At 41.6% G+C, this 18,828-nt stretch carries 21 protein-coding genes; 16 read left to right on the plus strand and 5 right to left on the minus strand.

Annotation, left to right across the window (positions count from 1 at the left end):
- The first annotated feature begins 9 nt into the window (after positions 1-9).
- From ppc to AOB49_RS10060, 9 genes are read left to right on the plus strand one after another with little or no spacing between them, the layout of a single operon-like run.
- On the plus strand, positions 10-2,814 hold the full coding sequence (ppc, locus tag AOB49_RS10025) for a phosphoenolpyruvate carboxylase (protein ID WP_062310693.1): 2,805 nt from the start codon (positions 10-12) through the stop codon (positions 2,812-2,814).
- Between the two features lie 5 nt (positions 2,815-2,819).
- A complete protein-coding gene (locus tag AOB49_RS12330; RefSeq protein WP_245640666.1) occupies positions 2,820-3,590 on the plus strand; it encodes a glycerate kinase type-2 family protein in 771 nt (256 codons plus the stop codon).
- Entirely contained in the window at positions 3,587-4,123 is a 537-nt protein-coding gene (locus AOB49_RS12335; protein WP_245640667.1) for an MOFRL family protein, read from the plus strand. Before AOB49_RS12330 ends, AOB49_RS12335 begins: the two co-directional genes overlap by 4 nt.
- Positions 4,124-4,127: 4 nt before the next feature.
- On the plus strand, positions 4,128-5,111 hold the full coding sequence (locus AOB49_RS10035) for a 2-hydroxyacid dehydrogenase (RefSeq protein ID WP_062310695.1): 984 nt from the start codon (positions 4,128-4,130) through the stop codon (positions 5,109-5,111).
- 10 nt (positions 5,112-5,121) lie between these two features.
- Positions 5,122-5,514, plus strand: a complete 393-nt coding sequence (locus tag AOB49_RS10040; RefSeq protein ID WP_062310696.1) for a VOC family protein — start codon at positions 5,122-5,124, stop codon at positions 5,512-5,514.
- A gap of 52 nt (positions 5,515-5,566) precedes the next feature.
- Positions 5,567-6,511, plus strand: a complete 945-nt coding sequence (locus tag AOB49_RS10045; RefSeq protein WP_245640668.1) for a Bug family tripartite tricarboxylate transporter substrate binding protein — start codon at positions 5,567-5,569, stop codon at positions 6,509-6,511.
- Between the two features lie 46 nt (positions 6,512-6,557).
- The gene (locus AOB49_RS10050; protein WP_062310698.1) at positions 6,558-7,739 is read left to right on the plus strand and encodes a CaiB/BaiF CoA transferase family protein; all 1,182 of its coding nucleotides are present in this window, start codon (positions 6,558-6,560) and stop codon (positions 7,737-7,739) included.
- Complete coding sequence (locus AOB49_RS10055; protein ID WP_062310699.1) at positions 7,739-8,596, plus strand: HpcH/HpaI aldolase/citrate lyase family protein; 858 nt, start codon at positions 7,739-7,741, stop codon at positions 8,594-8,596. The genes AOB49_RS10050 and AOB49_RS10055 overlap by 1 nt, the downstream gene beginning before the upstream one ends.
- Positions 8,597-8,602: 6 nt before the next feature.
- Entirely contained in the window at positions 8,603-9,565 is a 963-nt protein-coding gene (locus tag AOB49_RS10060) for a Bug family tripartite tricarboxylate transporter substrate binding protein (RefSeq protein WP_062310701.1), read from the plus strand.
- Positions 9,566-9,969: 404 nt separating this feature from the next.
- Here AOB49_RS10060 and AOB49_RS10065 read toward each other — a convergent pair whose 3' ends face one another.
- The 3 genes from AOB49_RS10065 to AOB49_RS10075 all read right to left on the minus strand — a co-directional run bounded on the left by AOB49_RS10065 (position 9,970) and on the right by AOB49_RS10075 (position 11,793).
- Entirely contained in the window at positions 9,970-10,626 is a 657-nt protein-coding gene (locus AOB49_RS10065; RefSeq protein WP_062310703.1) for a putative quorum-sensing-regulated virulence factor, read from the minus strand.
- A gap of 149 nt (positions 10,627-10,775) precedes the next feature.
- On the minus strand, positions 10,776-11,120 hold the full coding sequence (locus AOB49_RS10070; protein WP_062310705.1) for a hypothetical protein: 345 nt from the start codon (positions 11,118-11,120) through the stop codon (positions 10,776-10,778).
- Positions 11,121-11,349: 229 nt separating this feature from the next.
- Entirely contained in the window at positions 11,350-11,793 is a 444-nt protein-coding gene (locus AOB49_RS10075) for a DUF6641 family protein (protein ID WP_062310707.1), read from the minus strand.
- Between the two features lie 155 nt (positions 11,794-11,948).
- Between AOB49_RS10075 and AOB49_RS10080 the strand changes: the two genes are divergently transcribed.
- From AOB49_RS10080 to AOB49_RS10090, 3 genes are all read left to right on the plus strand, one after another.
- Positions 11,949-12,227 carry a hypothetical protein gene (locus tag AOB49_RS10080; RefSeq protein ID WP_062310709.1) on the plus strand — a complete coding sequence of 93 codons (279 nt, stop codon included), beginning with the start codon at positions 11,949-11,951 and terminating at the stop codon, positions 12,225-12,227.
- Positions 12,228-12,612: 385 nt separating this feature from the next.
- Positions 12,613-12,948 (plus strand): hypothetical protein, encoded by a 336-nt coding sequence (locus AOB49_RS10085; RefSeq protein ID WP_062310710.1) that lies wholly within the window; start codon positions 12,613-12,615, stop codon positions 12,946-12,948.
- Between the two features lie 215 nt (positions 12,949-13,163).
- A complete protein-coding gene (locus tag AOB49_RS10090; protein ID WP_062310712.1) occupies positions 13,164-13,736 on the plus strand; it encodes a tyrosine-type recombinase/integrase in 573 nt (190 codons plus the stop codon).
- Here the strand turns inward: AOB49_RS10090 and AOB49_RS10095 are convergent.
- Positions 13,729-14,682 carry a hypothetical protein gene (locus AOB49_RS10095; RefSeq protein ID WP_062310713.1) on the minus strand — a complete coding sequence of 318 codons (954 nt, stop codon included), beginning with the start codon at positions 14,680-14,682 and terminating at the stop codon, positions 13,729-13,731. The two genes, AOB49_RS10090 and AOB49_RS10095, sit on opposite strands and share 8 nt — an antisense overlap.
- 110 nt (positions 14,683-14,792) lie before the next feature.
- Between AOB49_RS10095 and AOB49_RS10100 the strand changes: the two genes are divergently transcribed.
- From AOB49_RS10100 to AOB49_RS10115, 4 genes are read left to right on the plus strand one after another with little or no spacing between them, the layout of a single operon-like run.
- Complete coding sequence (locus AOB49_RS10100) at positions 14,793-15,656, plus strand: hypothetical protein (RefSeq protein ID WP_062310715.1); 864 nt, start codon at positions 14,793-14,795, stop codon at positions 15,654-15,656.
- A 20-nt stretch (positions 15,657-15,676) separates the two neighbouring features.
- The gene (locus tag AOB49_RS10105; protein WP_062310717.1) at positions 15,677-16,477 is read left to right on the plus strand and encodes an ATP-binding protein; all 801 of its coding nucleotides are present in this window, start codon (positions 15,677-15,679) and stop codon (positions 16,475-16,477) included.
- Between the two features lie 10 nt (positions 16,478-16,487).
- A complete protein-coding gene (locus AOB49_RS10110) occupies positions 16,488-17,015 on the plus strand; it encodes a hypothetical protein (RefSeq protein ID WP_156471413.1) in 528 nt (175 codons plus the stop codon).
- 43 nt (positions 17,016-17,058) lie between these two features.
- The gene (locus tag AOB49_RS10115; protein ID WP_062310720.1) at positions 17,059-17,562 is read left to right on the plus strand and encodes a hypothetical protein; all 504 of its coding nucleotides are present in this window, start codon (positions 17,059-17,061) and stop codon (positions 17,560-17,562) included.
- A gap of 378 nt (positions 17,563-17,940) precedes the next feature.
- On the opposite strand, the gene AOB49_RS10120 is transcribed toward AOB49_RS10115, so the two are convergent.
- Positions 17,941-18,765, minus strand: coding sequence for a bestrophin-like domain (locus tag AOB49_RS10120; protein ID WP_172793429.1), 825 nt, complete (start codon positions 18,763-18,765; stop codon positions 17,941-17,943).
- Positions 18,766-18,828 lie beyond the last annotated feature (63 nt).

Raw genomic sequence — 18,828 nt, forward strand, 5'->3', positions numbered from 1 at the left:
AACTTAATCATGAAAAAACAACCTCCAATTGATGTGAGGGAAGAGCCTCTCTTGGAAGATATTCGCCTGCTAGGAAAGATATTGGGAGATATTGTCCGCGAGCAAGAGGGTAAAGCGGTATATGGACTTGTTGAACAAATTAGAAAGCTCTCGGTGTCATTTCACCGAGATGCCAATCAAAAAGCGAATCAAGAATTAACTAAGCTTCTCAAAGGGCTTAGTGGTGAAAGTGCTATGAAGGTGCTTCGAGCCTTTACTTACTTTAGTCATTTAGCAAATTTGGCTGAAGATAGACATCACATTCGCAGAAGAATTGCACATGAACGCGAGGGAAGTTTTAGGGATGGAAGTATCCCTGCTGCAATGAATAAGTTAACAAGGGCAGGTGTTAGTAATAAAAAAATCTCAGAAACTTTGGCTAATAGCCTAATTTCTCCCGTGCTTACTGCGCATCCAACAGAGGTGCAGAGGACAAGTATTTTGGAGGCAGAGCGTGAGATTGCAAACCTACTGACTGCTCGAGATCAAATCAAAGAATCATCTAAAGCAAGCAATCCATCGAAGGATGAGCTCTTACTAAAAGAGCTTAAATTAAATGAAGATTTAATTCGAGTTAGAGTGCTTCAACTTTGGCATACCAGGCTATTGCGCTTTACTAAGTTAACTGTTGCGGATGAAATTGAAAATGCACTTAGTTACTATGAGACGACATTTTTAAGAGAAATTCCGAAAATATATGCGCAACTTGAAGATTCTCTAACCGGATATTCAGTTGCAAACTTTTTCAAAATGGGCCAATGGATTGGCGGGGATCGAGACGGCAACCCTAATGTCAGCGCTAAGACTTTAGAGTACGCAGTTTCTCGGCAGGCTGAAATGGTGTTGCGGCACTATTTAACTGAAGTGCATCACTTGGGAAGAGAGTTATCGGTCTCTGCTTTACTCTTGAAGTTTCCTAAAAAGATGCAGGAGCTTGCTGCTGCCTCACCAGACACCAATGAGCATCGCCAAGATGAGCCTTATCGCAGAGCGCTTACGGGCATGTATTCCAGGTTGGCAGCCACTTTAAAAGCATTGACTGGCACTGATGCTGCCCGTCATGCGGTGGCACCTCAAAATCCCTATGCTAGTGCACAAGAGTTTTTGACTGACTTGAAAACGATTGAAGCCTCTCTTATTTCTCAAAATGCAGAAGCATTAGCAAATAAGCGTTTGCGTGGACTTATTAGGGCGGTAGGGGTCTTTGGATTTCATTTGGCGACAGTCGATTTGCGTCAAAGCTCTGATATGCATGAGGCAGTATTAGTTGAATTATTGCAGGCGGCAAGTATTGAGAGTAATTATTCAGCGCTATCTGAAGAGGCCAAGCAAAAGCTTTTACTTTCTTTGCTTAAGGATCCACGTCCATTGCGTGTTGTAGGTCAAAAGTATTCTGATTTTGCTTTATCTGAGATTGCCATATTTGAAATGGCCAAAAAGATTCGTTCTCAATTTGGTGCTGATGCAATTCGTCACTACATTATTAGCCACACAGAGACAGTTAGCGATTTATTGGAAGTACTTTTATTGCAAAAAGAAGTTGGACTTATGACTGGCGTACTTGGCAAAAAGCCTGTGGCTGATTTAATTGTTGTCCCTTTATTTGAAACTATTGAGGATTTGCGTAACGCCGCCCCGATAATGCGTGATTACTATGCTCTTCCAGGTGTGCTTCCTTTAATTAAAGGGTCTGGTGCCGAGCAAGACATTATGTTGGGCTATTCGGACTCCAATAAGGATGGCGGCATCGTTACCAGCAACTGGGAACTGTATTGTGCTGAGCTTGCCTTGGTACAAATATTTGACCCGCTTGGGACTGAGCATGGAATAAAAATGCGCTTGTTCCACGGTAGGGGAGGCACTGTTGGACGAGGTGGAGGCCCAAGTTATGAAGCTATTCTTGCGCAGCCCCCTGGTACTGTTCGGGGTCAGATACGCTTGACCGAGCAGGGAGAGGTGATTGGATCTAAATATGCTAATCCGGATATTGGCAGAAGAAATTTAGAAACCTTAGTAGCGGCGACACTGGAAGCAACGCTGCTTAAGCCAACTAAGCCAGCAACAAAAGAGTTTTTGGCAGCAGCAGCAAAGATTTCCCAGTCAAGCATGGATGCTTATCGTGGTTTGGTATATGAAACCCCAGGATTTGCGGAGTACTTTTTTGATGCAACCCCAATAAAAGAGATCGCAAAGCTCAATATTGGATCTCGGCCAGCGAGTCGTAAGGCAAATCAAAAGATTGAAGATTTAAGAGCTATTCCCTGGGGCTTTAGTTGGGGGCAGTCTCGATTAACTTTGCCAGGCTGGTACGGATTTGGATCTGCGATTGAGCAATTTCTAAATAGACCTAGCGCCTCCGAAAAAAAAGCCGCACTATTAACGCTACAAAAAATGTATCAGCAGTGGCCATTTTTTAGAACGCTTTTATCTAATATAGATATGGTGTTAGCAAAGAGTGATCTGGCTCTGGCATCACGCTATAGCGAATTAGTCGCTGATGTAAAACTGCGTAAGAGAATTTTTGGCGCCATAGAGGCGGAATGGAATAAGACAGTCAGCGCTTTAAACGCTATTACAGGTGAGAAGGTTAGGCTCGCAAATAATCCTGCTTTGGCACGTTCTATACGTAATCGCTTCCCTTATATTGATCCCTTGCATCACTTGCAGGTTGAGTTAGTGCGACGCTATCGCTCTGGAAAACAAGATGACCGCGTACAAAGAGGAGTCCATATCGCCATTAATGGCATTGCTGCTGGCCTAAGGAATACGGGTTAAACGATATGGACCAACAAATTCAAGAAAAGCCAGTTGATTTTCTAAGAGACCTTTATAAGGTTGCTGTTAAGGCAGCAATGCCTGACTTCAAAAGTCTTGGCCTACAGTTCCCCAGCCCTAAAGCGGGCAAGATCATTGTGATTGGTGCTGGAAAGGCTGCGGCGTCAATGGCTAAATCATTTGAGTTGGCCGCTAAAGAGTTTTGGTCTGCTGCTGATTATGAAAAAATTTGTGGTCTTGTAGTTACCCGCTATGGCCATAGCTTGGCTTGCGAAAAGATCGAGGTTATTGAAGCATCGCATCCAGTGCCTGATGGGGCGGGTGAGATTGCTGCAAAACGTATTCTTGAAATGGTTGGTAATTTAAGTGCTAATGATTTAGTAATTTTCTTGGCTTCTGGTGGCGGATCCTCATTGCTCACTATGCCTATCGATGGCGTTACATTGGAAGAGAAAAAAGCAATCAATAAGGCCTTGCTTCAATGTGGCGCCTCAATCTTTGAAATTAATTGTGTACGAAAACATTTATCTAAAATCAAGGGTGGTCGATTGGCGCAATTATGCGCTCCAGCACAAATCTTGACCTATGCAATATCAGATATTCCGGGAGATGACCCGGCTATTATTGCCAGCGGCCCTACAACCCCAGATGAAAGTACTTGTGCAGATGCGCTAAAGGTCATCAGCAAATACCAAATTGAGATATCAGACTATATCCGCAGAAGTCTTGAAGAAAGAATATTAGAGACTCCAAAAAAAATGCCTCGATATTTTTGACTACTCCATCCCCAGTAGTCTTAACGACCGCGGAAAAGTCCCTAGAGGCCGCAAAAGCATTCGCCCTAAGTAAGAATATTGGCTCAGAAATTTTCTCTGATTGTATTGAAGGAGAGGCACAGGAAGTCGGCGCAGTATTTGGCGCAATGGCAAAGTGGATTAGCAAAAAGAACACAGTATTAAAAAAACCCGTTGTATTGCTTAGCGGTGGGGAGACAACAGTAACGGTAAAAGGTAATGGCCGAGGCGGCAGGAATACGGAATTCCTATTAAGTTTCGCGAACGTCGCTAATGGTGCCAACGGAATCTACGCAATTGCTGCGGATACAGATGGTATAGATGGTTCTGAGGATAATGCTGGCGCCACCTATAGCCCTGAAACTATTCGTAAAGGAATTGATGCAGGTGTGGATCTAGCTTCGCATTTAAATGCCAATGATGCTTACTCCTATTTCAGTGTTACCGGAGATCTCTTAGTTACTGGCCCTACCCGAACAAATGTAAACGACTTTAGAGCAATTCTGATTATTTAAATACATGAATACGAATACACAAAAACCCAAAATCCTTGTCGCTAGAGCGATATTCCCCGAGGCTTTGGCTAAATTGGAAGAAACCTTTGAGGTTCGGTCTAATCAGGCCGATGTCATTTTTACCCCTGAGCAGTTACAAAAAGAACTTGCTGGAGTTGTAGGGGCTTTAGTTGCTGGAAGTGAACGCATTGATGCAGCTGCTTTGGCTAATGCAACAGATTTAAAAGTCGTTGCCAATATCTCCGTAGGCTATAACAACTTTGATATCCCAGCGATTACCGCTGCTGGCGTGATGGCGACCAATACCCCAGATGTATTGACCGATACCACCGCCGATTTTGGTTTTGCCCTACTGATGGCAACTGCCAGAAGAATGACCGAATCAGAGCATTGGGTCAGAGCGGGCCATTGGGATAAATGGTCGATTGTGAATAACCCGCTTGGTATGGATTTGCACCACAGTACCGTGGGCATTATTGGTATGGGCCGCATCGGCCAGGGAATTGCTAAGCGTGCACTAGGATTTGGCATGCAGGTGATTTATCACAACCGTAGCCGTCTATCAGATGTCGATGAAAAAGCCTGTGGTGCCAAGTATGTTTCTAAAGAAGAGTTGCTACGCACCGCAGATCACGTAGTTTTGGTTTTACCCTATACCCCCGAGAATCATCATACGATCGGCGCAAAAGAGATTGCTCTGATGAAGCCGACGGCAACCTTGATAAACATTGCTCGGGGCGGGATTGTGGATGATGCGGCTTTGGCAAAAGCCCTCCAACAGAAAACCATCTTTGCTGCCGGCTTAGATGTCTTTGAGGGCGAACCAAGCGTACATCCGGAGTTACTCAAATGCAGTAATGTAGTTCTCGCTCCCCATATCGCTAGCGCAACCGAGAAGACACGCAGAGCTATGGTGGATTTGGCAATCGAGAATGTCGTAGCCGCACTATCTGGCAAAAAACCACCAAGCTTAATTAATTCAATTTAAAGGAGTAAACATGATTGATCATTTAGATCACCTAGTACTGACAACGGCTAAAGAGGTTGAGTGTGTCGATTTCTACACTCGTGTTCTTGGCATGAAGCTTGAATCCTTTATTGGTGGTACCCCACCAGTTGAAAGAAAAGCGTTTAAGTTTGGCAACCAAAAAATTAATTTGCATATTAAAGGCAAAGAGTTCGAGCCAAAAGCAGACATCCCAACCCCAGGATCATTAGATTTATGTTTTATTGCTGATCGGCCCCTTGCAAAAGTCATTGAAAAACTCACGGCAGAAGGTTGGCCGATTATTGAAGGGCCCGTAGTGCGTACTGGGGCTACTCAAAAGATTAATTCAGTCTACGTTCGGGACCCCGACCTGAATCTCATTGAAATTTCAGAACTCATTTAAGCATACAAGTGGAGACCAAAATGAAAAAACCATATGGATCAAAGGCCTCACAGTGATCTCATTTATAGGGGCGTCTATTTATGGATATGCACAAGAGAGCTACCCAAGTAGGCCAATTACTTTAATTGTTCCCAGTTCTGCAGGGGGCACCACTGACTTTACTGCGCGTCTCATGTCTGAGCCATTAACAAAAGCATTGGGTCAGCCAGTTATCGTGGATAACAAAGGCGGTGCCTCGGGGAATATTGGTGGTCAAGCAGTTGCTGTTGCCAAGCCTGATGGATATACATTGCTAGTGGCATATAGTGGTTACCAAGTTGGCAATCCCCATTTGTTTAAAAATTTACCTTGGGATCCTATTAAAGACTTTGCTCCAGTAGCGTTCTTGACTCGGGCCCCCCAGGTTGTTGTTGCTAGCCCTAATTTACCCGTTAATGATTTAAAAGAATTGGTTGCATATGCTAAGGCAAATCCAGGTAAGTTGAATTACGCATCCTCAGGTAGCGGATCCATACAACATATTTCCGCAGAGCTTTTAAAGCAGGTGACTGGAATTAAGATGGCTCATATCCCATACAAGGGTGCGGGTCCAGCGGTTCAGGATCTAATGGCTGGACAGGTTGACTTATTTATTACTACGCCAGCGTCTGTTATTGGTCAGATTAAAGGCGGAAAACTTAAGGCATTGGCTGTTACAAGTCAAAAAAGGTTAACCTCATTGCCAAACGTGGCAACAGCTAGTGAGCAAGGAGTTAAAGACTTCAACATTGACTCCTGGTTTGCCTTATATGCTCCAATAGGTACTTCGCCAGAGATTGTGAAAAAATTAAATTCAGAAGTAAACAAGATTCTTGCTAGACCAGATATAAAAAATAAAGCTGAAGATTCTGGAACTTTTGTAGAGCAAATGACTCCAGCTCAGCTGGCTGCCTTTACCAAAAAAGAATATGAATACTGGGGTAAGGTGATTAAGAGTGCAAGCATTAGTGCTGAATAACATGGCTTTTAATAAAAACCAATTTTCTAGCCATGATTGAATAAAGATGTCTACTAATAAAAGAAAATCTACTGATCATCAACAGCCACTATCAAATGTCTTAGTTATTGATCTTTCAAGACTTGTATCTGGAAATATTTTGACTCATGTATTGGCAGATATGGGTGCGCAAGTAGTAAAAATAGAAACTCCTGGAAGGGGTGATGAATTGCGCTCATGGAAGCGCAAAGGAGTAAGTACATATTGGTCGGCATACTCTAGAAATAAGGATAGTGTCTGTCTAAATTTACGCGAACCAAAAGGCATTCAAAAGCTAAAAGAGTTATTAAAGGATGCTGACATCATGGTTGAAAATTTTCGACCAGGTACTTTAGAGAAGATGGGGTTAGATGTTCAAACTCTAGAATCTATTAATCCTAGATTAATAGTTATGAGAATTTCCGGCTGGGGCCAAACGGGATTATTTTCTGATAGGGGTGGGTTTGGTTCTCTTATTGAGGCAATGAGCGGTTTTGCTTCTATGAATGGATTTGATGATCGACCACCTGTATTGCCTCCATTTGCTATGGCTGATAGTGTGGCGGGAATTTATGGTTCCGCTATTGCTTTGGCATTGCTTAATCAACAAAGGTCAAAAGAAAATCCAACAGTACAAGAAGTGGACCTTTCATTATTTGAGCCACTATTCTCGATTCTTGGACCACAAGCTGCTGAATACCAACTAACTGGTAGTGTAACTCCAAGGTCTGGAAGCAGATCTCCAACTCATGCGCCAAGAAATGTCTACAAAACTAAAGATGGGCGTTGGATCGCACTCTCGGCGGGAATGGAAGGTACATTAGTTAGGTTATTCGAAGGCATTGGATATCCGGATGGTCTACGTGACTCCCGCTTTTCTTCCCATGAAGCACGCCTAAAAAATATTGATGCACTTGATGACTTAATTCAGACTCACATAAACAAACTCTCGTTGGTTGAAGCATTGGAGTTTTTCAAAGAGCGAGACATTACTGCAGGTCAGGTTTGCGATGTTGCGGATTTGATAGATCATCCCTATATGAAAAATAGGGGTTTGTTGGTAAGTGCGGACACTCCTGAAGGGCCTTCAATACTAATTCATGCGCCACCTTACAAAATTAATGGGGTTAGACCCAAGATAAGACGAGCTGCTCCAACAATAGGGCAGGACAACGCAAAGTGGATTGAAAAAAATAAGGAAGAAATTTAGTGGACAAGGGATTATTAAGATCATTTTTATTTGTCCCTGCTGACAATGAAAAATTATTGAGAAGTGCGATAGCTAAACCATGTGATGTAGTCATTTTGGATTTAGAGGATGGCACTCATCCTCAGAGAAAAGAATTCGCTCGGGGGAAATTAAAAGAATCAATTAAAGAAATTAAGGCCGCAAAAAAGCATGTTGCGGTCAGGATAAACGGCGACCTTAATACGGCGGTGACCGATCTTAGAGCTGCTGTACAAGATGGACTAGATATTGTGGTATTGCCTAAGGTCGAATATGCGCGTGATGTGCAATTACTTTCCCAGTTAATTGGCGACCTTGAAAGGGTTTCAAATCTTCAATCAGGAACGGTGAAGTTTTTAATTCAGATTGAAAGTGCAGTTGCTATGCCGAATCTTTATGAAATTGCAGCTGCTGATTCAAGGGTCTTTGCAATGATGTTAGGGAGTGAGGACTATTCATTAGATGTAGGTGGACTACCAACTCCAGAAGCTTTATTTGTTCCTAGTATGATGGTTCTCCAGGCTTGTCGTGCTGCAGGGATTCAGCCAATTGGATTTATTGCATCTATTGCAAATCTTGGGGAAGTTGATGAATTTAGGGTTGTTCTAAAGCAAGCTCGTGAATTGGGATTTCGAGGTGCGGTAATAGTCCATCCTAAGTTCTTAGAAGCTGTGAATGACTGCTATACGGCAACTGAAAGCGAAATTAAAGAAGCCGAGGAAATAGTTGAAAGATTCAAAGAGGCTCAGGCTAATGGACTTGGTGCTATAAAAGTTGCTGGGAAGATGATTGATAAGCCGGTGTATCTACGTGCGCTTGAAACTCTAGGGATTAAATAATTCACTATGCTACAAAAAATAACATTCTTTTTATTGTTATCTTTATTTATTGTTCTAAATATATCGGCTCAACCATATCCAACTAGGCCTGTCACCATTGTGGTTCCTCAAGCGCCTGGAGGTACAAATGATTCAGTTGCAAGGATTCTTTCTCAAAAATTATCGGAACAAATGGGGCAGCCATTTATTGTCGAAAACAAGCCAGGTGCAGGCGGGAATATAGGCACGCAGTATGTAGCCGCTGCTCCTAAGGATGGTTACACGATTCTGCTGACCATTAGCAGTACGCAAGCAATTAACCCATGGCTTTATAAATCCCCAGGATTTGACCCTGTTAAAGATTTTCAGCCGATAGCTTTGGTCGGGGTTGTGCCTAATGTTTTAGTCGTGAATCCATCATTTCCAGCAAAAAACCTAGCAGAATTTATTGCGATGGCAAAGAAAAATGATCCGCCATACCATTACGCTTCTGCTGGCAATGGTTCTTTAAACCACCTATTGGGTGAGATGATTAATGAGTCAGTGGGTGGAAATCTGGAACATGTTCCTTATAAAGGTGTGGCGCCAGCGTTAAATGATTTGCTGGGAGGTCAGATTCCAATTGCCTTTGCAAGCCTGCCCTCCTGCATTCAATATATACAAACAGGAAAATTAAGAGCATTGGGTGTGAGTTCGGCAAAACGTTCACCATTTCTTCCAAATGTCCCTGCAATTTCTGAGGCGATACCAAAATTCTCAGGTGATTTATGGATTGCTTTCTTTGCTGCAAATGGCGTTCCTAAAAACGTTATAGATAAATTATCGAGCCAAATTCAGATTGCAACATCAAGCCAGGAAGTTATTGAAAAATACAATACTCTTGGCATCCAAAGGCTTAATGGCGGCCCAGATAAATTAGCGGCGCTTCTAAATGCCGATTTAATGAGCTGGAAAAAAATTGTTCAAAAATCAGGAGCAAGTGTTGATTAATTTGGTTCCAAGAAATATTGATTAAATAAATTCGTAGTTCCCTAGCTTTAGCCGCCTTCGGGCGGTTTTTTTGAGCGTTACTTTAAGTAACGCCTATCAATACCCAAAAACCACTTTGGAGCAATGAAGTATGAAATGGTTGCTACAAATATTCTTTGGTTTCAAAAACCAAAGAGTGTGAGAGCAATTCTTTCGATCTTGCTTAATTAGTCACACAAAACGCTACACACCGATAAACAGGCGCTGTAACCTCTTGACATCCTAGTGGTTTTATTTGGTTGTCTGCTCTCATAACCAGAGAACCTAAACTCGACCTAAATCTCACAATAAGGTTGGCTTAGGTTGGTAATGATTAGTTTGGTGGTGCTGGTATTAAAGGAGAAGCATGCGATTAGAGCAGAAGTCTAATTTGCCAAAGCCTTCCGTAAGTAGGGATCTATATCCCCTTGGGTCAGTAACCACTGTTTATAGTCACTAGGCACATCAGCTAATAGCAAGCCTTTATGTTTTCCAAATGGCATCGTAGTTGGAGTTCTGGCTTTTTCAGATTCAGCATATAAATCTTCAATAGTCTTTATGCCTAATTCTTGGCAAATACGATCCAAGATAACAGCGCATATACCTACATCGGCAATTGCTGAATGCGCATTACGCAATTGTTCACGTGCTGTATCGCGCTCTAAGTAGTACATCAGGGCGCTTTGATTATGGCTATCTAAATCAGGCCATAGCTCGCGAGCTAAAGCTAATGTACATATGCGTTTAACTTCAGGTTTACCAATGACTTCCCAGTCAAAGTCCACGTTATGTCCAATGATGTAGTCCACGTGTCCGGGTAGGGTAAAGCTAGATGCTGGTGGGCAATCAACCAGTTCTTCATCCATGATGTGATGGGTGGCTAGTGCGCCAAGAGTAATGGGTTTACCAGGGTTATAGCGCTGTACAAAAGGATTAGTAACAACAAAAGGTTCAATAGACTCCAGCTCTACCCAAGCAGCTTCAATTAATACGGGTTCTTTAATGCCTGTAGCTTCGGTATCAAAAATAATGGTTTTAGTCATTTAGTAAATATAGCCTATTAAGGTACAAGCGTTACTTTAAGTAACGCTTAGAAAGTATTGGTATTACGGCTCGCATAGCCTGTCTATCAGATGAGAGAAGGAATAAATTCCGATAATCAGACCTCGATTTTGAGTCATTAGAGCGGTTCTCAAGGGATCTCTCCGCGAAGCTGCTTTAGGAAAGCCTCTTTCTCGTGGTCATCTCGATTCTGATTCAAGTTGCCCGGGGCACTAAGGTGCTGAGCTGGCGGTGGTCTAGTGCTGGAATAGGGGGGTGTATTTTTCAGAGTGCTTTGAACTGCCTTTGCATAGGCCTGTAAATTACTTTGACGCTTCTGTTTTATTTGAAGCGGCGTTAGCTTTAAGGGCTTTGGTTTTGGCAGGGGCTTAGGAGGGGGTGCATAAGGGCCCTTGATGGGGGCCTTATTTTTATGAGTAGCTTTGGTTCTGGGTTTTGCTCTCAGATTGGGATTAATAATTTCAGATATGAGCACGATAGCCTCCTATTCATATATTTATCCCAATCCATTTACGCTACCTTACTTCCGAAGGCAGGTGCACTATGTTGTTTTGCCCATATTGACCTTGCAGTAAAAAGTAAGCTTGTTGTGTGCTCTCGGCATTTACACAGGTTTTAACAACCATCCCATTGCATTCAATGCGAACATAGGCTTCATAAGTATTCATTTAATTCTCCCAATAAAGTGATTAGTATTAAAAAGGTCATTTGGCAAAGCTAGATTTGGTGAAATTGCTTACTTCAGTAATAGCTGTATCTAGCTCACCATCTAGTACGGCTAATTTGAGTGTCTTTAAGGTCTCTATGAGTGCATCGGTATTTGCGCAAACGATGGCATTGCTTCCATCCGCTGCCAGAGGTAAAACTTTGGAGCCATATTTGACTGATAAATGAATTAATCCATCTGAAGCGGTCCAATGCCATTCCTTAATGCGCTTAATCGCTTCCACAGTCATACGCTCACCAGTTTGCTTGTTTACATAGGTGCGTAATTTTTTAGGTGCGTATATTTGACCGTTTTTCTTAGCTTCGCATAGCTCTAGTTGTTCGTGTAATTTTGAAGCTAACTTTCTGCGTCTTGCAACGATAGGACTAACCTTAATAGCTCTCTTGCTGGTAGTGAGCTGTAATTCTGCTAGTACTGACATTTCTTTCTCCTTTTACTGTTTGCTTAACTACTACAGTAACTTCAGGGATGAGAAATTCCTACCGAAAAAGGCCGGAAAATAGGCCTTGTAAGCCATTGAAATCCATAAAGAAATAAAAAATCTTTAGCGTTTCATTGGTATTGCTAAATATCTTTATGCAAAGTTATCAAACAATTAAAGATATGAAGCTAAGAGATTCTTGGCTAAAGGCAAATGGGTATAACCCAAGTACATTTTTTAACCCAAATTTAGATGCTAATTTCATTCGCGCACAGGCAGCAGCAAGGCATTTATTGGCGCAGCATATGCATCTATTGCTAAAAGAGCACATTACGTTACTAGAGGCGTTTAATCGCAAATCAACACAAAGGCACATGTATCAAGTATTGAATTTATCCAAAAAGATACGCAGGCAATTACATAGGCAAAAGTAGAGGTAGTAAGGTTAGCCCACCTTAAATGGCAAAAACGCGGGTTGTAATACGTCGGCTAATGAGCCCGCACTTGGCATAACTGCTCTAAAGGTTATGCACTACAAGTAGGCCGCAGAATTCCCTGTATTTAGGGTTTGGGGTTTTAATACATCTGTCCCCAATAAATTCTTTTAGAGTCGTGTTGCTGGGGAATACTTAGTACCAATCTACACGTAGCGGCGGCCATAGTACTTTTATAGTGCTATAGCCGTCGTATGACAAAAGAATCTGTTGCCCAATCATGATTCTTATGTAATATAGAACGAAATAAGTGTGATGAGCGCGAGCGATATCACAGGCGAAAGTAGTTCGCCTTTAGTGTTAATTCTTTTAAAAGGAAATTTAAATGAGTGAAATCGATTACGAAATGATTTGGGATGAAGAAATTGCAGAGCAGTGGGTAAATGATTTTGTGATTGCTGGCAATAATTATGATGAAATTTCTGTACAAATTACCGATCCAGATAATGAAGATGGAGAAGGTAATTTAGATGTTAAAAATATCATCTTTACTATTAATTACGAAGGAAGGCCTTTACAGCTATGGGTTTTCTATGACATTGAAAATCAAGAGCTTCATGAGTGCGAAGATATTTCAAACTATGTAGATGACCCCGAAGATTTAGGGAGAGAAATTTATTCGATTAATGAAAGGTGGAAAAGCTCACAGAAGGTTGATTAAAAGCCAGCTTTTCGCCATTTGTACCAGAGATTTCTATGGAAATTCCATAAGATAAAAAACTACACAAAATTGCTGAAATCATTAGTTCAGCTTGTAACCCCTTGAATCTCAACAAGTCTAGCAATCTGTGGCATTTTGACACTCCCGCTTGTCCAACTGACACATCAGAAAATATGCTTATAGATAAGTAAATATGTGTTTTAGGAGCTATCTATATGCCACAAGCAAAGACATTTAAATCTGAGGAATTGGAGTTAGTACTCGATTTTGTTAAGGGTTCAAAGCACGCACTGCGTAATCGCGCTATGTTCTTATTAACTCACTGGGCTGGGCTCAGAGTGGGTGAAGTTGCTGCGCTGCGTATGTGCGACGTTTTAGACGCCAATAACGACGTTAAAAGCGAGATTCGTTTGAGCGCAGAGCAGACCAAGGGGGCAGTTGCTCGCACAGTATTCATTAATGAGAAATTACGCGCTGAACTAAAGTGCTACGCTGACACCTTAAAAACCAGGGATATCCAGTGGACATTCTTTCCGACTCAGAAATTCCCAAGAAGAGGGTTTACAGCGAATACTCTCACTCAGCATATGAATGCTATTTATAGGCAGTGTCAAATCGAAGGCGCTACAAGCCATAGCGGACGAAGAAGCTTTATTACCAATTTAGCTAGTAAAGGAATTGGCGTGAGGGTATTGATGAGCTTAGCTGGGCATAAAAACATCAGCACAACACAGGCTTATATAGATGTGAATGATGATATGAAGCGTAGGGCGGTAGAGCTCATTTAGGTTTTCGGGCTCTTAGCTCTGGCCTATATAGGCGCATTCGTTCATATAACTCGTTGAAATCATAGTGGGGTATTAATACCTTCTTCGAGCTAGGGTAGATTCCTCTAGCGGCATTTTCTGCAACGTATTTGGCTTTTAAAAGTGCTCGACTGGTGAGCATGGCCATATGCTCTTTAGGCTGGGATGAGGCTGCAGTCTTTTTCTTAAGCTCCAGATTTAATACTTTGCTATGTTTTGGGCTTACTTTGGCGTGAATACCTATCTTCCACAGCTGGGCCTCTGGCAGTCGAGCCCTATACATAATTGTTCTTAATTGAATGAATAATGGTTCTGACCTAAGTCTTTTGGCTGCAAGCGGTCTGCTGGCTCTTTGGGATTTTGGGGGTAGTGGAATCTCAGCCAAGTCTATAAGCTTTGATATCTGTCTCAAGAGATGGCTTTTAGGCATACCTAGCGGCACACCCAAAACTAAGCTGGTTGGGTTACCTTCGGTAAATCTAATCTTTCCAAGATACTGCTCTAAATTTTTATTGAAGTGAGGCTCAAATGCCTCATCTTTTTCAATGCGGGCGATTTGGCAAACTTTTGGCTTGTTGTGTGGTGAGCCGTAGATATCTACGCCGCGCTTTAGCCACCATTCTTTAAATGGTATTTTGGAAACATCCCCAAAGAGGTCGTAAGTCTCTAATACCTGATTAAAGTCGACAAGGGCTTGGCTTATTTCTGTCTTTGAAAGAGGCTCTCGTCTTTCTTTTGAATATAGCTCGATGATTAGCTGCTTAATCTTGCTTTCACTAAGCTTGCTTCCCCGTATCTTTTTAGCCAACGCATAGCTTGGGCTAATTCGCAAAAATTCCAACATTAGCATCACATAGCCCTGAATGCCTTTGGTGGACCAGTCGGACATCGTGCGCCCTGGAATTGATGAATTTATCTCTTTTTTCATAAAAATATATTAGCACTTAATTCATAGATTTATAAATCAATCAACAAAACAGTTAATACATCCTAAACTCAATTCATAGCAAATTCGCTATGTTTAGCAAGGAGAAGCAAATGACAAAAGCAACAGTAATGGCTGTAAATGAGGGTGCAACTGGCTTGGTTATTAGCAAGAGTTTGATTGGCCAAGCTAATGACCTAGCACGTGAGCATGAGCAATTTAACGACCGATATATTGTGGCTGGCCGTTTAGCCCTATATGAACTACTAACCAAGATATACGAATTAGTCGAACGGTTTGATGCCGCTAGTGATAAGAGCGAGTTATTGCAAATGGTGCGTAAAAGCCTATTTGAAGACTACGGTATTCGTACCCAAGATAACAGTACTGATACCGGGATCTTGGTGCGCTACATCACTCGTGCAGATCGTAAAACTACTCACGTGTATGCAAGGGCAATTGAAACAGCTCGGTCTGAAGGTGTACGCCCAAAGTATCTAGCCAAGTATCTTGAGCGCAAAGGTGGCGTAGAGCGTATTCGTGCAGAGGCTGCTAAGTTACCTACAGTTGGATTGCCTGCGATTGCAAATAGTGAAGAGTCTTTGGGTGATCTTTCTGCAGAAAAGTCTCAATTACGTGACAACTACTTAGAGGCTCGCAAAGAAAGTCCCTACACAAGCTTTACGGTTTCAAAGTCATCTAATGACTTGCCAACTCCTGAGCCGCTGAATTTTTTTGTATGTTCCGAAAAAAATGGCCGTTACTTTGTGCTTGCGCAATTGCCATTATCTAAAGACTTACAGAAAGAAGTTATGCAGGAATTAACGGAGAGCCTAACTTCGAATTTTGCAAAAGCCAAAGTAGATGTAGAGCGTTTCCATCAGAAGTCGATGCGTAAACATACTCTCAACTTATTAAATCGCTTAAGAAGAAACAAGAAATCCAATCCATTGAACTATTCAACAACTTCCATTTAATCATTCAGAGGAATAACAAAATGTACACAGAAACAATTCAAAATAAATCTATTGCTACAGATGTAAGAAAATACGGCATCGACAACTTTGCAGATTTAGAAGGTCGCTACGCAAGTGCAGAGTCCTATATTCAAAAAATTAGTGCTGGAAGTATTAGAAGTTTGATATTAAATGGTCCTCCAGGTGTAGGAAAAACCTATTCAGTTGAATCCTATTTGAAGCAGTATGCCAAGGCTAAACATAAGGTTGTAGCTGGGCATATGACAACTTTGAGTTTGTATGTAAGTCTTTATCAGCATCGCGAAGAGGGTAGCGTTCTAGTGCTTGATGATATTGATTCAGTTCTTAGCAAGATTGAAGGTGTCAACATTCTCAAGGCAGCTATGGATACCAAGCCGGCTAGAAAAATTAACTGGGAAAGTTCTTCCGGACTTTTAACGGCTCTAAAGGTGCCAACAAGCTTTGAGTTCCGCGGCAGCGTGATTCTTATCTCAAATATTGGCTTTGGTGGTGGCAGAAATAAGCTGTCAGCTCACTTAGACGCATTAAAGGACCGCAGCTTTTCAATTTGTATTGCTGACAATACAAAAGACAGTTTATTCAAGCAAGTCTGCTTTATGGTGATTAAAAAGAATTTGCTAAAAGACTTTAACCTTAGTGAAAGTAGTCAGCATGAAGTATTGGATTACATCTATGAGAACTTAGAAGGCCTGAATAAAGTTAGCTTAAGAACAGCAGTTAAGCTTGCGCAGCTGATGAAGGCTGATCCTGACAATTGGAAATGTATGGCCAACAATGGTCTGCTTGATGATCTTTCTTAAGGAGGAAATTATGCAAGCAGAAAAATTTGTAGTCACTTTAGCCAATAAAAAACAAGTTGATTGGGAGGAATTTATGCATTGGAGTCAACATAAACAGAGGATGAGCTTAATGCCTCATACCTACGATGTAACTTGGGGGGAGGACCATTGTCACAAAATGCGTGAAATTGTTAAAGCGAGTTATGCAGACGGGACTCGCCGCGTTAATTGGAACTATGGGGAAAAGAATGGACGGTCTAGGGTGGTAATTACCCCGGAAGGTCATTTTCCATCTATTACGGCAGCCGCCCAGCATTACGCAGTAACAGGCAATGCTATGAAAGATTGGATTACAAAAACTCGGGCAGATAAGTTTCGATTTGCTAATGAGATGACTGAGGACGAGATATCAAGAAGGAGTTGTTTACCAAAACCTGTAATGACCCCCGATGGAAGATTTCCCTCTATTACAGCTGCTGCAGAACATTATCAGGTTGGAATAAGAAGCGTTAAAACTTGGATTCGGGGAATGAAGTCGTCTGAGTTTTACTACCTATAAAGCTTTATTAAACATACAATTAAATAATAAAAAGGAATTAACAATGACTAACTTATACCAAGTATTACCTTTAGAAAAAAAGAGCGCCGTATTCGAAGCAGAGATGTTTAGAAAAAACGAAGATGGAACACTAAGCTGGTTTAATGTTTCAACAACTTATCGATTTGGTCAGGGGTTTTTGGAGTTTGAGGAATGTAATCTGCCCACCAAAGATGCTAGATATGTGTATTGTGCGCTTGAGACAGGGTGGGGGTGTGAGTTTGATGATGCAATAGCCACTGCATTTGAGTTTAGTGATGATATTGATGAGGAAGAGCAGGCTGAGATCGAAGACGCGTATTACGATGGTTGGCAGGCTTGGCTATATGACGGTGACCACACTTGGGAAGTGGAGTCGGATGGAGTTCAAATTTTGGCCCCATTCAAGGTCAACATAGTTGATGAATCGTCCTGTGCAGTAATTCAAGATAATGTTGAATTATTAGAACCGGTTAAAGTGGATAAAACGGCGCCTGGATTTCCATTTCCAAGCGGGACTAGAAGCTAGTTCTGGCGAGTCCACCTGAAAAACAAACCCTCATCAGTAATGGTGGGGGTTTTTTGGCGTTACTTAAAGTAACGCCTATTACTTCCCTAAACCCACTTTGGAGCAATGAAGTGCTAAATGGTTGCTGTAAAAATCCTTTGGTTTTCAAAACCAAAGAGTGAGAGACTATTCCTCATATGTTCAGTTATTTCACTACACAAAACGCTACACACCGATAAACAGGCGCTGTAACCTCTTGAAATCCTAAAGGTATTCTTTGGATGTCTGCTCTCATAATCCTTTGGTCCCAGGTTCAAGTCCTGGTGGGCCCACCAGAAATAAAAATACCAACCTTAGGGTTGGTATTTTTATTTGCATTGCCGTAAGGAACAAGCAAATTTACTTTACGATCTTGTCAATCGGGGATTTAAGGTTTTGATCTCTAAATTCAATAAAGCCTGTAGGTTCAATGCGCATGTTGCCTTGAAAAGGGTGTCCAAAAATGACAATTAAAAAGAGGCTTGCAGATAGGGTTGCCGTAATAAATCCAGTTGATATGAGATGCATTGAAAAGCTCTCAGCTGTATATAAGTAGCTCACTGTAATAGTTAAAAATGCAGAGAGAAACATCACTAGCCAAATGACATCTGGAACTCGGTCCTTAGTGGCAATCAGTCGATCTCTGCGAGCATCGAACAAGTCGCTAACTTTTGAATAAAGCGCTTGCTTTGTATTGGCGAGCATTAAATCGGTGGTTTTGTATGAGAGCAATAAGTTTTTCGTATCAAGGAGTATTAATCTTCCTTTATTGCTTACAACCTGATCTGCCGTCATTGCTGGCCACTCTTCATTTACTACTGTATCAATGTATTGACTAACATTAGCGACAAGTTTGGATTTAATGGGCTCTGGCATCGCTTGGGACAGATGGTAAAAATCTTCAACATTACGAGCTTCAACATTCACCTTTTGATTAACATCATTATAAAAACTCCACACATTAATAACAATCAAGGAAATTAAGACGGAGCTAAATAGTCCAACAGTACTGAGAGAGAGGCTAATGCAATCGTTGTTGGCTTTATTGAGAGAGGTAGGAAAAATTTTTCTGAATATCACGAGACCTAAGGATCCCAACAATACCGATAGTGCTACAGCTAGGATGCAAAATAGCCATGTTGGAATATTGAGGTTGTAGGTATAGAGAAAGTTGATAAGAAACATGCCTTGATCCTTTGCTGGTGGGGCCATCAAATATTAGTCTAAAAAGGATTTATATTTTTTCAA

Origin of the sequence: Polynucleobacter sinensis (genome assembly GCF_001595985.1) — a bacterium.
Classification (GTDB): Bacteria; Pseudomonadota; Gammaproteobacteria; order Burkholderiales; family Burkholderiaceae; genus Polynucleobacter; species Polynucleobacter sinensis.

Excerpts from the sequence above, each read along its gene's own strand:
- AOB49_RS12330 (WP_245640666.1), top strand. The coding sequence starts at position 2,820 with ATGGACCAACAAATTCAAGAAAAGCCAGTTGATTTTCTAAGAGACCTT.
- AOB49_RS10040 (WP_062310696.1), top strand. The coding sequence starts at position 5,122 with ATGATTGATCATTTAGATCACCTAGTACTGACAACGGCTAAAGAGGTT.
- AOB49_RS10035 (WP_062310695.1), top strand. The coding sequence starts at position 4,128 with ATGAATACGAATACACAAAAACCCAAAATCCTTGTCGCTAGAGCGATA.
- AOB49_RS10085 (WP_062310710.1), top strand. The coding sequence starts at position 12,613 with ATGAGTGAAATCGATTACGAAATGATTTGGGATGAAGAAATTGCAGAG.
- AOB49_RS10060 (WP_062310701.1), top strand. The coding sequence starts at position 8,603 with ATGCTACAAAAAATAACATTCTTTTTATTGTTATCTTTATTTATTGTT.
- AOB49_RS10100 (WP_062310715.1), top strand. The coding sequence starts at position 14,793 with ATGACAAAAGCAACAGTAATGGCTGTAAATGAGGGTGCAACTGGCTTG.
- AOB49_RS10105 (WP_062310717.1), top strand. The coding sequence starts at position 15,677 with ATGTACACAGAAACAATTCAAAATAAATCTATTGCTACAGATGTAAGA.
- AOB49_RS10050 (WP_062310698.1), top strand. The coding sequence starts at position 6,558 with ATGTCTACTAATAAAAGAAAATCTACTGATCATCAACAGCCACTATCA.
- AOB49_RS10090 (WP_062310712.1), top strand. The coding sequence starts at position 13,164 with ATGCCACAAGCAAAGACATTTAAATCTGAGGAATTGGAGTTAGTACTC.
- AOB49_RS10110 (WP_156471413.1), top strand. The coding sequence starts at position 16,488 with ATGCAAGCAGAAAAATTTGTAGTCACTTTAGCCAATAAAAAACAAGTT.
- AOB49_RS10115 (WP_062310720.1), top strand. The coding sequence starts at position 17,059 with ATGACTAACTTATACCAAGTATTACCTTTAGAAAAAAAGAGCGCCGTA.
- AOB49_RS10065 (WP_062310703.1), bottom strand. The coding sequence starts at position 10,626 with ATGACTAAAACCATTATTTTTGATACCGAAGCTACAGGCATTAAAGAA.
- ppc (WP_062310693.1), top strand. The coding sequence starts at position 10 with ATGAAAAAACAACCTCCAATTGATGTGAGGGAAGAGCCTCTCTTGGAA.
- AOB49_RS10120 (WP_172793429.1), bottom strand. The coding sequence starts at position 18,765 with ATGTTTCTTATCAACTTTCTCTATACCTACAACCTCAATATTCCAACA.
- AOB49_RS10075 (WP_062310707.1), bottom strand. The coding sequence starts at position 11,793 with ATGTCAGTACTAGCAGAATTACAGCTCACTACCAGCAAGAGAGCTATT.
- AOB49_RS10080 (WP_062310709.1), top strand. The coding sequence starts at position 11,949 with ATGCAAAGTTATCAAACAATTAAAGATATGAAGCTAAGAGATTCTTGG.
- AOB49_RS10095 (WP_062310713.1), bottom strand. The coding sequence starts at position 14,682 with ATGAAAAAAGAGATAAATTCATCAATTCCAGGGCGCACGATGTCCGAC.